Here is a 12564-nt window from a genome sequence, read left to right on the forward strand (position 1 = left end):
ACCAAGGGAACGGGCGCGGCGCCGGGGGGCGCCGCGCCGGTCCCCGGCCCCCGCGAGGGCGGGCGGGCCACGGCCGTACGGCTCGCCCTGATGACCGTGCCCCTCGCCTTCTTCGGGCTGTTCTTCGCCTATCCCGTGACCGCGATCGTCGGCCGCGGGCTCAAGACCGACGCCGGCTGGCAGTTCGGCCGGATCGGCGAGGTGCTCGCCCGGCCCGACATCGCCGACGTGCTGTGGTTCACCACCTGGCAGGCCCTCGCCTCCACCGCGCTCACGCTGCTGATCGCGCTCCCCGGCGCGTACGTCTTCGCGCGCTTCGAGTTCCCCGGCAAGCAGCTGCTCCGGGCCCTGGTGACCGTTCCCTTCGTGCTGCCGACCGTGGTCGTCGGCACCGCCTTCCTCGCGCTGGTCGGCCGGGGCGGGCTGCTGGACGAACGGCTGGGGGTCCGGCTCGACACCACAGTCTGGGCGATCCTCCTCGCGCACGTCTTCTTCAACTACGCCGTCGTCGTCCGCACGGTCGGCGGGCTGTGGGCGCAACTGGATCCGCGCCAGGAGGAGGCCGCCCGGGTCCTGGGCGCCGGGCGGTTCGCCGCCTGGCGGCGGGTGACGCTGCCGGCGCTGGCCCCGGCCGTGGCCGCCGCCTCGCTGATGGTGTTCCTGTTCACCTTCAGCTCCTTCGGCGTCGTACTGATCCTGGGCGGGCCCTCGTACTCCACCCTGGAGGTGGAGGTCTACCGGCAGACCGCGCAGCTCCTGGACCTGCCCACCGCCGCCGTGCTGACGATGGTGCAGTTCGCGGCCATCGGCGCGATCCTCGCCGTGCACGCCTGGACGGTGCGCAAGCGCGAGACGGCGCTGCGGCTGGTGGACCCGGGGCGCACCACGCACCGGCCGCGCGGCTGGGCGCAGCGCACCCTGCTGGGCGGGGTGCTGCTGACGGTCGCCCTGCTGATCGTGGCCCCTCTGGCGGTGCTGGTGGAGCGCTCCTTCGACGCGCCCGGCGGGTACGGGTTCGGCTTCTACCGGGCGCTCCAGGAGGTGGCCGCGGGCGGCGGAACCTTCCTGGTCCCGCCGCTGGAGGCGATCTGGAACTCCCTGCAGTACGCGCTCGCCGCCACGGCCATCGCCCTGGTCATCGGCGGGCTCGCGGCCGCGGCCCTCACCCGGCGGGGCGGCCGTTTCGTACGGGGTTTCGACGCGCTGCTGATGCTGCCGCTCGGGGTGTCCGCCGTGACGGTCGGCTTCGGATTCCTGATCACCCTGGACGAGCCGCCGCTGGACCTGCGGACCTCGTGGATCCTGGTGCCGCTCGCGCAGGCCCTGGTGGGCGTGCCGTTCGTCGTACGGACCATGCTGCCGGTGCTGCGCGCGGTGGACGGGCGGCTGCGGGAGGCCGCCGCCGTGCTCGGAGCGTCCCCGCTGCGGGCCTGGCGGGAGGTGGACCTGCCGCTGGTGCGGCGCGCGCTGCTGATCGCGGCGGGCTTCGCCTTCGCCGTCTCGCTCGGGGAGTTCGGCGCGACGGTCTTCATCGCACGGCCGGACCGTCCGACGCTGCCGGTGGCCGTGGCGCGGCTGCTGGGGCGGGCCGGGGAGATGAACTACGGGCAGGCGATGGCCCTGAGCACGATTCTGATGCTGTTGTGCGCGGTGTCCCTGCTGGTGCTGGAGCGACTGCGGCCCGACAAGACCTCGGGAGAATTCTGATGGCACTGCTCCGGCTGGACGGGGTGTCGGTCCGCTTCGGTGAGCGCGCGGTCGTGGACCGCGTGGACCTGGAGGTCGCCGAGCACGAGACCGTGTGCGTGCTGGGGCCGAGCGGGAGCGGGAAGTCGACCCTGCTGCGCGTCGTCGCCGGGCTCCAGCCGGTGTCCGCTGGCCGGGTGTCGCTGGGCGGGGCGGACCAGGCCGGCGTGCCCGTGCACCGCAGGGGCGTCGGCCTGATGTTCCAGGACCACCAGCTCTTCCCGCACCGGGACGTCGCCGGGAACGTCGCCTTCGGGTTGCGGATGCGGGGGGCGGGCCGCGGCGCGTACGGGGCCCGGGTCGCGGAGCTGCTGGAGCTGGTCGGCCTGCCCGGCGCCCAGGACCGGGCGGTGGCCTCGCTGTCCGGCGGCGAGCAGCAGCGGGTGGCGCTGGCCCGCGCGCTGGCCCCGTCTCCGCGGCTGCTGATGCTGGACGAGCCGCTGGGGCAGCTGGACCGGGGCCTGCGCGAGCGGCTGGTGGTCGAGCTCCAGGGGCTGTTCTCCCGGCTGGGGACCACGGTGCTGGCCGTCACGCACGACCAGGGCGAGGCCTTCGCGCTGGCCGACCGGGTGGTGGTCATGCGGGACGGGCGCGTCGCGCAGGCCGGGACCCCGCTGGAGGTGTGGCAGCGCCCGGCCTCGGAGTTCGTGGCGCGCTTCCTGGGCTTCGAGAACGTGGTCCCCGCCGTGGTCTCGGCCGGAGTCGCGGGCACCCCGTGGGGCAGGGTCCCGGTCCCGGCCGGCTCCCCGGAGGGCGAGCGGCAACTGCTGATCCGCCCGGCCGGAGTCGTCCTGGCCGCGGCCGGTCTGCGGTGCGAGGTCGTCTCCCGGACTTTCCGCGGCACGCACGTCGCGCTGCTGCTGCGCCCCGAGTCGGGGCCGGCGCTGGAGGCGGAGTGCGGGCTCGCGGGGGCGCCGGCCGCGGGGGACCGGGTCGCGGTGTCCTTCACCCCGTCCGAGGTGGTCGTCCTGCCCGCGGACACCGCGGCCTAGGGGCGGATGCCGTCGCAGGCGATCGGCAGGTGGCGCGGGCCGCGCAGGACCGCGTTCTGGCGGTACGGGGGCGGGTCCTCCAGGAGCCGCGGGTTCTCCAGGCGCCGGGCGAGCTCGCTCAGCGCCAGCTGGGCCTCCAGCCGGGCCAGCGGTGCCCCGAAGCAGCTGTGGATTCCGCTGCCGAGCCCGAGGTGCTGGATGTCCTTGCGGTCCGGGTCGAAGCGGTCCGGGTTCTCGAACCGCTTGGGGTCGCGGTTCCCGGACGCCAGGATCAGCCAGAGCGACGCGCCCTTGGGGATGGTGACTCCGGCGATCTCGATCTCGGTGAGCGGGCTGCGCTGGGGCAGCAGCTGCACCGGAGGCTCGTAGCGGAGCAGCTCCTCGACGACCGGTACGGCCAGGCCCGGATCCTCGCGCAGCCGCTGGAGGACCTCCGGGTGGCGCAGCAGGGTCAGCATGCCGTTGGTGATGAGGTTGACGGTGGTCTCGTGGCCGGCGATCAGCAGGAGGGCCGAGGTGCTGAGGATCTCCATCGTCGTCATCGTGCCGTCCGGTCCGTCCGCGGTCGCCAGGTGGGACAGCATGTCGTCGCCGGGGCTCTTGCGGCGCTCCTCGATGAGCCCCGCCAGGTACATGCCCAGCTCCAGCCGGGTGTCCTGCGAGCCCTTGTGGCGCTGTGAGGGATCGGCGTCCGGGTCGGGGTCCAGGCCGGCCGCGAGGGTGTCGGCCCATACGTGGAAGCGCGGCTCGTCCTCGGGCGGCACACCCAGCAGGCGGCAGATGACCGAGACCGGGAAGGGGTAGGAGAACCGGTCGACCAGGTCGATCCGGTCCAGCCCGTCCTTGGCGGCGATGCCGTCGATCAGACCGGAGACGATGCCTCCCAGCTCACCGCGCATGTCGTGGACCCGGTGCGGGGAGTGCGGCGGCCCGAAGGGCCGGTTCGCCATCCGGCGCAGCCGGTCGTGCTCCGGGGGGTCGAGGCCCAGGAAGGCGGGCGGCAGGGCCGTCTCGCCGTCCTCTTCGGCCTGGGCCAGCGGATCGCCCGCCGTCGACGACACGTTGCGGCGGTCGGAGCTGATCCGGGGGTCGTGGAGGAGGCTCTGGATCTCGTAGTACGTGCTGACGACGTACGGGCCGTCCCCGTCCTGGGCCACCGGCGTCTTGCGCAGCTCCTCGTACAGCGGGTACGGATCGGCACGGTTCGCGTAGTCGATGATCTCCCGCAGGATGGCTTGTGTCATGACAGGTCCTCGTGGTCCTCGGAGGAGGGCGCGGTGCGGTCAGTGGCGCGCGGGGGTGAAGGTCATCTTCCGGTCGGCCGGCGAGTAGCCGCTGAGGGTGATGGTCGGTCCGTGCGTGGGCACCGACGGGTCCGGGAAGTCCGCGGGCATCGGTTTGTGCCCCTCCGGCCTGCGGTCCACGGTGGTGTAGGCCGGAGGGAACGGCGCGGTCGACTCGATCAGGTGCTGGTAGAAGGGCAGCCAGCGGCCCTGGTCGAAGGTGACGGCGGCGATGACGCGCCCCTGGTACCCGTACACGGCCGCGAACCTGCGCTCGTCGCGCGAGCCCTGCGTGATGAGGATCTCCGTACCCATCGGCGGCACCCCGACGGACTTGATGTTCACGCCGAACTGGGAGGACCAGAACGCAGGGACCCATACGTGGGGGCGGCGGTCCATGCCTTCGCTGAGCATGTTGTGCGCCGCCGTCTCGGCCTGGGCGACGGCGTTGCCCCAGTGCTCCAGGGACAGGAACTGGTATCCGAAGAGCGCGTGCGGGGAACGTGCCACGTCACCCGCCACGTAGATGTCGTCGGTGACGATGCCCCAGATGTCGAAGGCCCGGCAGCCCGCGTCGCAGGCGATGCCGCGCGGGCCCGCGCCCAGTCCGGACCCGGCGAGCCACTCGGTGTTGCGCTGCGCGCCGAGCGAGACGACCACCACGTCGGCCTCGACGGTGGCGCCGTCGGACAGGTGGGCGGCGCGGACCCGCCCGGCGGGGTCGCCCTCCAGCCCGGTCACCATGACACCGGTGCGCAGGTCCACCCCGCGCTCCCGGTGCATCTCGGCGGCGACCTCCCCGATGACCCCGCCGAGCGCGCCGACCAGCGGTGCGGCGCCCCGTTCGGCGACCGTCACGGGCAGGTCGCGCTCCCGGCAGGCGGAGGCGATCTCGGATCCGGTGAACCCGGCCCCGATCACGAGCACCCGGCGGGGACCGGCCGCGAGGGCCCGTTCCAGTGCGGCGCCGTCGTCCCGCGTGCGCAGGACGAAGACGCCGCCGAGGGCGCCCTCGTCCTCGTTGGGCCACGGCCGGGCCCGTACGCCGGTGGCGATCAGCAGCCGGTCGTACTCCACCTCGTCACCGTCGGCGAGGCGCACCCGGCGGGCCTTCATGTCCAGGCCGGTGGCGGGCACCCCGAGGCGCCACTTCGCGTCGATGTCCCGGCGGCGGGGGAGGGCGGTACGGTCCGCGGCCGCCTGGCCCAGCAGCACCTGCTTGGACAGCGGGGGCCGGTCGTACGGCTCGTACGGCTCGTCGCCGATCATCGTGAGCGAACCGGTGAAGCCCTTCTCGCGCATGGTCTCGGCCGCCCGCAGGCCGGCCAGGGAGGCGCCGACGACGACGATGCGGCCGTCGCGCTTGAGGCGCTCGAGGCTTCCGTCAGCGCTCACCGCGCACCTCCGGGGTGCGTCCGGGGGCCGTCCTCGCCGTCGTACTCGACGAGGATCGCCCCGACCGGGCAGGCGGCGACGGCGCGCGCGACGTTCTCGCGCTGCTCCTCGTCGGCCTCGGGGTTGTACAGCAGCGACTCGTCGCCGTGCATGGCGAACACGTCGGGCGCGAGGAACGCGCACTGCGCGTATCCCTGGCAGCGGTTGAGGTCGACGACAAGCCTCATGAAAGATCAGCCCTTCCGTGGCCCGATCATCCCCGTCATCCCCGAGCCCCCCGAAGCCCCCGTCCCGCCCCTTCAACCAGCATGCACGCAGGCGCCGGGGAGGGCCTGCCGGGCGGCCCCGTCGCAGGTCAGGGCCGGTTCTGGAGCTGGTTCCGGTTCCGGTTCAGCAGGATGTAGAGGCTGACGACGAGCGCCCAGGCCGGGAACAAGAGCTCGGACCAGGGCACACCGGATCCCGCGAGGATCAGGACCAGCCCGACGACGGTGCCCAGCAGGGCCAGCGGCCGGGGGAAGACCCCGAGCCTTCGCCCGATCGTCGAGGTCGCGAAGACGAAGACGGCAGCCATCCGCATCGCGTAGGTCGCGAGGACCGTGTACGCGTAGTGGCGGCCGAAATCGGAGGGCGTGTCCTCCGCCAGCACGGTGCCCGCGGCCCCGGCGGCGACGAACAGGGTGGCGACGAAGACGAACCCGCTGCCCAGGAAAACGGTGGCGACGAATCTGTCCTCGGCCTCGCCGGCGTGTGCGCGCAGGGCGCCCATGAACCACAGGAAGAAGATCCCCGCGAAGGGGACGATCTCCAGGGCCGCCCGGACGGCCCAGCGCCGGTCCGCGGGGATGGCCGAGTCGGCCGCGTTCCCCGACGGGACGGCGATCCGCATCAGCACGATCGCCGCCGCGAGCAGCAGCGCGAAGGCGATTCCGGCCGCTCCTGCGGCGCGCGGGGTCCGGAGCCGTTCACTGGTGGGTTCCACGAACCCCTCGCTCTCTCCCCCGTCCAGAAAGCGGCAGCCGGCGCCCCGGCACCATCGGGGACCGGCCGACCAGGTGAACCCGCGGGGCTACGCCACCGGTTCCGGGACCCGGGCTTCCGCCTCCGCGTCGGCCCCCTCGTGCTTGCCGTACCAGGCGACCGCCACCGCGCCGGCCACGGCCAGGACGAAGCCGAAGGCCGCCAGCCAGGCCAGGCCCGGGCGGGACGCGTCGCCGAGCCAGAGCACGCCGATCGCGCCCGGGAGGACCGTCTCGCCGACGACCAGGGCGGCCGTCGCGCCGTTCACCGAACCGATCTGGAGGGCGATCGTGTGCAGGTACATGCCGCCGAAGCCCGCCACGAGGATGGCGTACAGGGCCGGGTCGGCCAGGAAGGTGCCCAGGTCGAACGGGTCGACGCCGTCCAGGATCCGGACGCCGACGCCCAGTGCGCCGAAGCCCAGGCCCGACAGCAGGCCCGCCAGGATCGCCGCGCCGCCGCCGAGGAGGCGTACGGCCACCGTGCCGCCCACCATCAGCAGCAGGGTGATCCCCAGCAGCCACCAGTGCGTGGACATCGGGGCGTGGTGGCCGCCCTCGTGGCCCGCGGCCGTCGCCAGCAGCACCAGCGCCGTGCAGACGACGCCGATGGAGGTCCACTCCTTGCGGCTCAGCCGGATGCCCAGCATCTTGACGCTCAGCACGGCGGTGATCACCAGGTTGGCGCTGATCACCGTCTGGGACAGGAACAGCGGCAGGAGGCGGGCCGCCAGCGCGCCCAGCCCGAAGCCCACGAAGTCCAGGATGGTGCCGACGATGAACTCCCAGGTCATCGCCGCTTTCGCGGTGGACGCCAGGTTGGGGCCGCCGTGCGCCGTCACCCCGGCGGCGGACGGGGACATCCGGGCGGCGCGGCGCGATCCGACGGCTTGCAGGACTGATCCCGTCCCGTAGCAGATGGACGCCGCGACAGCGGTCAGCAGGCCTATGAGCACCGAAGGCTCCGTTCACGTCTGGCAGGTTTGCGGTACCTCTGCCAGACGTCAGAACGGGCCGGGAAGTTGCCTCCCGGAGTCAGGCGATTGCCGCGAGTGCGTCCGGGACCTCGTCGACGGAGTCCACGAGGGCGATCCGGGACTCCATCGCCCGGCCGCGCGCCAGCGCCTGCAGCAGGGGCCAGGCAGGCAGGTGCTCGGTCCAGTGCGCCCGGTCGACCAGGACCATCGGAGCCGGCTCGCCCCGCGAGGAGTAGTAGTTCGGCGTCGCGCTGTCGAAGATCTCCTGGACGGTGCCGGCCGCGCCCGGCAGGAACACCACGCCCGCCGTGGACCGGGCCAGCAGCCCGTCCTCCCGGGTGGCGTTCGCGAAGTACTTGCCGATGTGCGCCGCGAAGGCGTTCGGCGGCTCGTGCCCGTAGAACCAGGTCGGGATGCCGACCGAGTCGCCGCCGCCGGGCCAGCGGTCGCGTACGGCGAAGGCCGCCCGCGCCCAGTCGGACACCGACGGGGCGAAGGACGGGGCCTTGGCGAGCAGCTCCAGGGCTTCGGCAAGGGCCTCGTCCGGGGCCGGGGCCAGATAGGCGCCGAGGTTGGCGGCCTCCATCGCCCCAGGGCCGCCGCCGGTGGCCACGGTGAGCCCGGACCGGGTCAGCGCCCGGCCGAGCTCCGCCGCGCCGCGGTAGTCCAGGTCGCCGCGGGACATGGCGTGGCCGCCCATGACGCCGACCACCCGGGCACCCTCGAGGTGCTCGTCGAGGGCGTCGGAGATGGCGTCGTCGTGGAGGGAGCGGAGCATCGAGGAGAAGACGTCGCCGTCGCCCTTGGTCTCTTGGAGCCAGGCGTAGGCCTGGGCGTCCGGGGTGGTCTCGTATCCGGCGGGCAGCCCGGTGAACAGCTCCTCGGGCGTGTAGAGCAGGCCCCGGTACGGGTTGAACGGCAGGTCCGGCACGGGCGGGAAGACCAGCGCCCCGTCGGCGCGGACCTTCACCGAGGCGTCGGGCTCCATCGCGCAGCCCAGGAACACGGCGGCCGAGGTGTCGGCGGAAAGCAGCGCGAAGGTCCGCTCCAGCAGGTTGACCGACTGGATCCGGTAGCCGCTGAGCGAGCCGCGGGCCACGACCTGGTCGAATTCGGCGAGCGTCTCGATCTCGATGTCTGCGTTGACCATTCGGCCCACCCTAAGGGCTGCTCGGTCAGCGGGTCAGGGCCAGCGACGTCAGCTGCGCCACACCCCAGCTGAGGGGTGCGCACACGGCCAGCAGGGCGGTGGCCCGCAAACTCGCGGCCGTCCGCAGGACCTTGGCCGGAGCGCCGAGGTCGGTCAGGGCCTCGCGGCCGGCGGCGCGGCTCTGGCGCGCCTCCACCGCGGATGTGAGAAGGGTCGCGGCCGCGCACAGGGCGACCAGGGCCGCGGCCGGTCCGGTCAGCGGACCGAGGGGCGGGAGCAGGCCGCCGCGGTCCCGCACGGCCAGGGCGGTGAGGGCGGCCGCACCGACGGCGCAGAGCACCCCCAGGGGCGGGCCGACCCGGGGAGCCTCCTCCTGGAGGGCCCGGCCCGCGAGCAGCCGGAGCGCGCCGGGGCGTACGGCCTGGACCAGCGTGCCGCAGGCGTAGGCCAGGCCGGGCCCGGCGAGGGCCAGGCCGACGGCGGTGAGCGTCCAGCCGGCGAGCATCCCGGGCCCGCCCCGCCCGGCGTAGGCCTCGACCGCGAGGCCGCAGGCGGTGATCGCGATCCCCCACGGCAGTCCGGTCTGCGGGGCCAGGGGCTTGCGCCGGGGCAGGGTGAGTACGGCCGCCGCCGCGGTCAGCGGGACCAGCACCAGGAGGGTGAGCGCGGCGGCCACGGGCAGCGGCTGGTCGGCGTGGAGCAGTGCGGCGCCGGCTCCGTCGAAGGGCAGCCCGGCCAGGTCGCCGCGCAGGTGGAGGAAGGCGGCGAGGGCGAGCGCGCTGCCCAGGGTGCACGCGACGGCGGTGGAGATCGCCGCGACCAGGCTGAGCCGTGCGGGCCCCAGCCCGGCGGCGTCCAGCCCTTCGCGGGGCCGGGTCGCCGGGTCGGTACGGGCCACGGCGACGGCGAACTGGACGGTGGCGGCCAGCGGCACCAGGGCCCACAGCAGGCGCGGGAACGATCCGCCGGGACGGGCCACCGCCCCGGCGAGTACGTAGAGGAGGAGGAAGCCGGTACCGGCCGAGGCGGCGGCGACGAGCAGCCGGCGCAGCTGGACCAGCGGGCGGGAGCCGCGGGCTAGGCGGAGAGCGAGCACGCGGCCTGCCCCTCCGCGGTCTCGGCGGGCGGGGGCCCCGGCGGGCCCGCGGCGGCCGCGGCCGTGGCCGTGGCCGTGGCGGCGGGCCGGCCGTCGAGCAGGGCCAGGCGGCGGTCGGCGGCGGCCGCGGTCTCCTCGTCGTGGGTGGCCAGCACCACGGTGATCCCGTGCGAGCGGGCCGCGGTGGTGAGCGTACGGAGCAGCAGGGCGCGCTCGGCCCGGTGCAGCGGAGCCGTGGGCTCGTCGCCGAAGATCACCGCGGGCTCGTTGACCAGGGCCCGGGCCAGCGCCACCCGCTGGCACTCGGCCCGGTTGAGGGCGCCGGGGCGCTTGCGGGCGAAAGCGCCGATGTCCAGGCGGTCCAGCCATTCGCAGGCGGCGTGCCTGGCGCCGCGGTACGAGGCGCCGGCGAGCAGCAGCGGCAGGGCCGCGTTCTCCCACACCTTGAGCTCGGGCAGCAGCTGCGGCTCGGGACCGATCCAGCCGAACCGCTCGCGGCGCAGCCGTTCGCGGGCCAGGACGCCCATGGTGTGCACGGGGACGCTGTTGAACCAGACCTCGCCCTGCTCGGGGCGCAGCTGTCCGGAGAGGCAGCGCAGCAGGGTGGTCTTTCCGCTGCCGCGCGGGCCGGTCAGGGCCAGGATCTCCCCCTGGCGGACCGCGACGGAGACCCCGACGAGACCGGGGGAACTGCTGTGGGAGTAGTGCAGGGACCGAGCCCACAGAACATCGTTGTCGGGTGGGGCTGAATCCGGTGGAGCCACCATGGCGTACACCTCCGTCCGGGGGAACGAAGCGGAACCGGTTCGGTCACTGGCGCCGCACTGAGATGTAAAGAGATGAACGTCTTGGATGGTGACAGCACACGGCCCGGACCCCCGCGTTCTCACTCGAACGGGGGATCCGGGCCATGTGGTTGGAGTATTGCCGTGTTGGACTATTGCAGCGTCGGGCTATTTACAGCTTGGTCCACGCCTCGGTGAGCACCGAGCGCAGGATGCCCTCGATCTCGTCGAAGGTGCCCTGGTCGGCGATCAGCGGCGGGGCCAGCTGGATGACCGGGTCGCCCCGGTCGTCGGCGCGGCAGTACAGGCCGTTCTCGAAGAGCGCCTTGGAGAGGAAGCCGTAGAGCACGCGCTCCGTCTCCTCGTCCGTGAAGGACTCCTTGGTGACCTTGTCCTTGACGAGCTCGATGCCGTAGAAGAACCCGTTGCCGCGGACGTCGCCGACGATCGGCAGGTCGTGCAGCTTCTTCAGCGTCGAGAAGAAGGCGTCCTCGTTGTCCAGCACGTGCTGGTTGAGGCCCTCCTTGTCGAAGATGTCGAGGTTGGCCAGCGCGACCGCCGAGGAGACCGGGTGGCCGCCGAAGGTGTAGCCGTGCAGGAAGGTGTTGTCGCCCTTGTAGAACGGCTCCGCGATGCGGTCCGAGACGATGCAGGCACCGATCGGGGAGTAGCCCGAGGTCATGCCCTTGGCGCAGGTGATCATGTCCGGGATGTAGTCGAACTTGTCACAGGCGAACATCGTGCCCAGACGGCCGAATGCGCAGATCGTCTCGTCGGAGACGAGCAGTACGTCGTACTCGTCGCAGATCTCGCGGACGCGCTGGAAGTACCCGGGCGGCGGCGGGAAGCAGCCGCCGGCGTTCTGCACCGGCTCGAGGAAGACGGCCGCGACGGTGTCGGCGCCCTCGAAGAGGATCTCCTGCTCGATCTGGTCGGCGCACCAGCGGCCGAAGGCCTCGGGGTCGTCGCCGTAGATCGGGGCGCGGTAGATGTTGGTGTTCGGCACCTTGTGCGCGCCGGGGACCAGCGGCTCGAAGGGAGCCTTCAGGGCCGGCAGACCCGTGATGGACAGGGCGCCCTGCGGGGTGCCGTGGTAGGCGACCGCACGCGAGATGACCTTGTACTTGGTGTGCTTGCCCTGCAGCTTGAAGTACTGCTTGGCGAGCTTCCAGGCGGTCTCGACGGCCTCGCCGCCACCGGTGGTGAAGAAGACCTTGTTCAGGTCGCCCGGGGCGTAGTCGGCGAGGCGCTCGGCGAGCTCCACGGCCTTGGGGTGTGCGTACGACCAGATGGGGAAGAACGCGAGTTCCTGCGCCTGCTTGTAGGCGACCTCGGCCAGTTCCTTGCGGCCGTGACCGGCGTTGACCACGAACAGGCCGGCGAGGCCGTCGAGGTAGCGCTTGCCCTTGTCGTCGAAGATGTAGGTGCCCTCACCGCGCACGATGGTGGGCACGGGCGCGTTCTCGTAGGACGACATGCGGGTGAAGTGCATCCACAGGTGGTCGTACGCGGTTTTGGAGAGGTCCTGGCTCACGGGTTATCGAGTTCCCCACATGTAGGTCTGCTTCTTCAGCTTCAGGTAAACGAAGCTTTCGGTTGATCGCACGCCGGGGAGCGCGCGGATCTTCTTGTTGATCGTTTCGAGCAGGTGGTCGTCGTCCTCGCAGACGATCTCCACCATCAGGTCGAACGACCCTGCGGTCATCACCACGTACTCGCACTCGGCCATGGCGGTCAGAGCGTCCGCCACCGGGTCGAGGTCTCCCTCGACGTTGATACCGACCATGGCCTGGCGTCGCAGGCCCACGGTGAGCGGGTCGGTGACGGCGACGATCTGCATGACGCCCTGGTCGAGCAGTTTCTGCACGCGCTGGCGCACGGCGGCTTCCGACAGGCCGACGGCCTTGCCGATCGCTGCGTAGGGACGGCGACCGTCCTCCTGCAGTTGCTCGATGATCGCCAGGGACACAGCATCGACCGAAGGGGACGGTTGTCTGTTCCTGGAATCTGCGCTTCGACTGACCACGACCACACTGTGCACGAGGAGTCGTCTGTTCCGCAAGACGGAATCGATGAAATCCGTCGTTTGGAGAGCCGGATCTCACTGATTTCGTAGGTGGT

12 protein-coding genes are annotated in these 12564 nt (G+C 72.6%); 2 read left to right on the forward strand and 10 right to left on the reverse strand.

The genetic code is table 11. The features are described from left to right. The first annotated feature begins 90 nt into the window (after nucleotides 1-90). Together ACIPUC_RS32710 and ACIPUC_RS32715 are read left to right on the forward strand one after the other, a co-directional pair. Complete coding sequence (locus ACIPUC_RS32710) at nucleotides 91-1707, forward strand: ABC transporter permease (RefSeq protein ID WP_446594078.1); 1617 nt, start codon at nucleotides 91-93, stop codon at nucleotides 1705-1707. Further along, the gene (locus tag ACIPUC_RS32715) at nucleotides 1707-2738 is read left to right on the forward strand and encodes an ABC transporter ATP-binding protein (RefSeq protein WP_446594009.1); all 1032 of its coding nucleotides are present in this window, start codon (nucleotides 1707-1709) and stop codon (nucleotides 2736-2738) included. The genes ACIPUC_RS32710 and ACIPUC_RS32715 overlap by 1 nt, the downstream gene beginning before the upstream one ends. Here ACIPUC_RS32715 and ACIPUC_RS32720 read toward each other — a convergent pair. From ACIPUC_RS32720 to ACIPUC_RS32765, 10 genes are all read right to left on the reverse strand, one after another. Further along, on the reverse strand, nucleotides 2735-3982 hold the full coding sequence (locus tag ACIPUC_RS32720; protein ID WP_446594010.1) for a cytochrome P450: 1248 nt from the start codon (nucleotides 3980-3982) through the stop codon (nucleotides 2735-2737). The genes ACIPUC_RS32715 and ACIPUC_RS32720 overlap by 4 nt on opposite strands. Before the next feature lie 39 nt (nucleotides 3983-4021). Continuing rightward, nucleotides 4022-5416: an NAD(P)/FAD-dependent oxidoreductase gene (locus tag ACIPUC_RS32725; protein WP_446594011.1), complete on the reverse strand. Its 1395-nt coding sequence runs from the start codon at nucleotides 5414-5416 to the stop codon at nucleotides 4022-4024. Beyond that, a complete protein-coding gene (locus tag ACIPUC_RS32730; RefSeq protein WP_446594012.1) occupies nucleotides 5413-5643 on the reverse strand; it encodes a ferredoxin in 231 nt (76 codons plus the stop codon). Before ACIPUC_RS32730 ends, ACIPUC_RS32725 begins: the two co-directional genes overlap by 4 nt. A gap of 128 nt (nucleotides 5644-5771) precedes the next feature. Beyond that, nucleotides 5772-6398, reverse strand: a complete 627-nt coding sequence (locus tag ACIPUC_RS32735; RefSeq protein ID WP_446594013.1) for a hypothetical protein — start codon at nucleotides 6396-6398, stop codon at nucleotides 5772-5774. 87 nt (nucleotides 6399-6485) lie between these two features. Beyond that, nucleotides 6486-7391: a hypothetical protein gene (locus ACIPUC_RS32740; RefSeq protein ID WP_446594014.1), complete on the reverse strand. Its 906-nt coding sequence runs from the start codon at nucleotides 7389-7391 to the stop codon at nucleotides 6486-6488. Nucleotides 7392-7470: 79 nt separating this feature from the next. After that, nucleotides 7471-8562, reverse strand: coding sequence for an LOG family protein (locus tag ACIPUC_RS32745; RefSeq protein ID WP_446594015.1), 1092 nt, complete (start codon nucleotides 8560-8562; stop codon nucleotides 7471-7473). A gap of 25 nt (nucleotides 8563-8587) precedes the next feature. Further along, on the reverse strand, nucleotides 8588-9658 hold the full coding sequence (locus tag ACIPUC_RS32750) for a hypothetical protein (protein ID WP_446594016.1): 1071 nt from the start codon (nucleotides 9656-9658) through the stop codon (nucleotides 8588-8590). Further along, nucleotides 9640-10425, reverse strand: coding sequence for an ABC transporter ATP-binding protein (locus ACIPUC_RS32755; RefSeq protein WP_446594017.1), 786 nt, complete (start codon nucleotides 10423-10425; stop codon nucleotides 9640-9642). The genes ACIPUC_RS32750 and ACIPUC_RS32755 overlap by 19 nt, the downstream gene beginning before the upstream one ends. A 190-nt stretch (nucleotides 10426-10615) precedes the next feature. Next, entirely contained in the window at nucleotides 10616-11977 is a 1362-nt protein-coding gene (locus ACIPUC_RS32760) for an aspartate aminotransferase family protein (RefSeq protein WP_446594018.1), read from the reverse strand. Between the two features lie 3 nt (nucleotides 11978-11980). Continuing rightward, nucleotides 11981-12484 carry an Lrp/AsnC family transcriptional regulator gene (locus ACIPUC_RS32765; RefSeq protein ID WP_069922162.1) on the reverse strand — a complete coding sequence of 168 codons (504 nt, stop codon included), beginning with the start codon at nucleotides 12482-12484 and terminating at the stop codon, nucleotides 11981-11983. Nucleotides 12485-12564 lie beyond the last annotated feature (80 nt).

Source organism: Streptomyces sp. LARHCF249, from assembly GCF_052871255.1.

Bases quoted from the DNA above. Each gene is read 5' to 3' on its own strand.
- ACIPUC_RS32720 (WP_446594010.1), bottom strand. From the start codon at position 3,982: ATGACACAAGCCATCCTGCGGGAGATCATCGACTACGCGAACCGTGCC.
- ACIPUC_RS32715 (WP_446594009.1), top strand. From the start codon at position 1,707: ATGGCACTGCTCCGGCTGGACGGGGTGTCGGTCCGCTTCGGTGAGCGC.
- ACIPUC_RS32755 (WP_446594017.1), bottom strand. From the start codon at position 10,425: ATGGTGGCTCCACCGGATTCAGCCCCACCCGACAACGATGTTCTGTGG.
- ACIPUC_RS32730 (WP_446594012.1), bottom strand. From the start codon at position 5,643: ATGAGGCTTGTCGTCGACCTCAACCGCTGCCAGGGATACGCGCAGTGC.
- ACIPUC_RS32745 (WP_446594015.1), bottom strand. From the start codon at position 8,562: ATGGTCAACGCAGACATCGAGATCGAGACGCTCGCCGAATTCGACCAG.
- ACIPUC_RS32710 (WP_446594078.1), top strand. From the start codon at position 91: ATGACCGTGCCCCTCGCCTTCTTCGGGCTGTTCTTCGCCTATCCCGTG.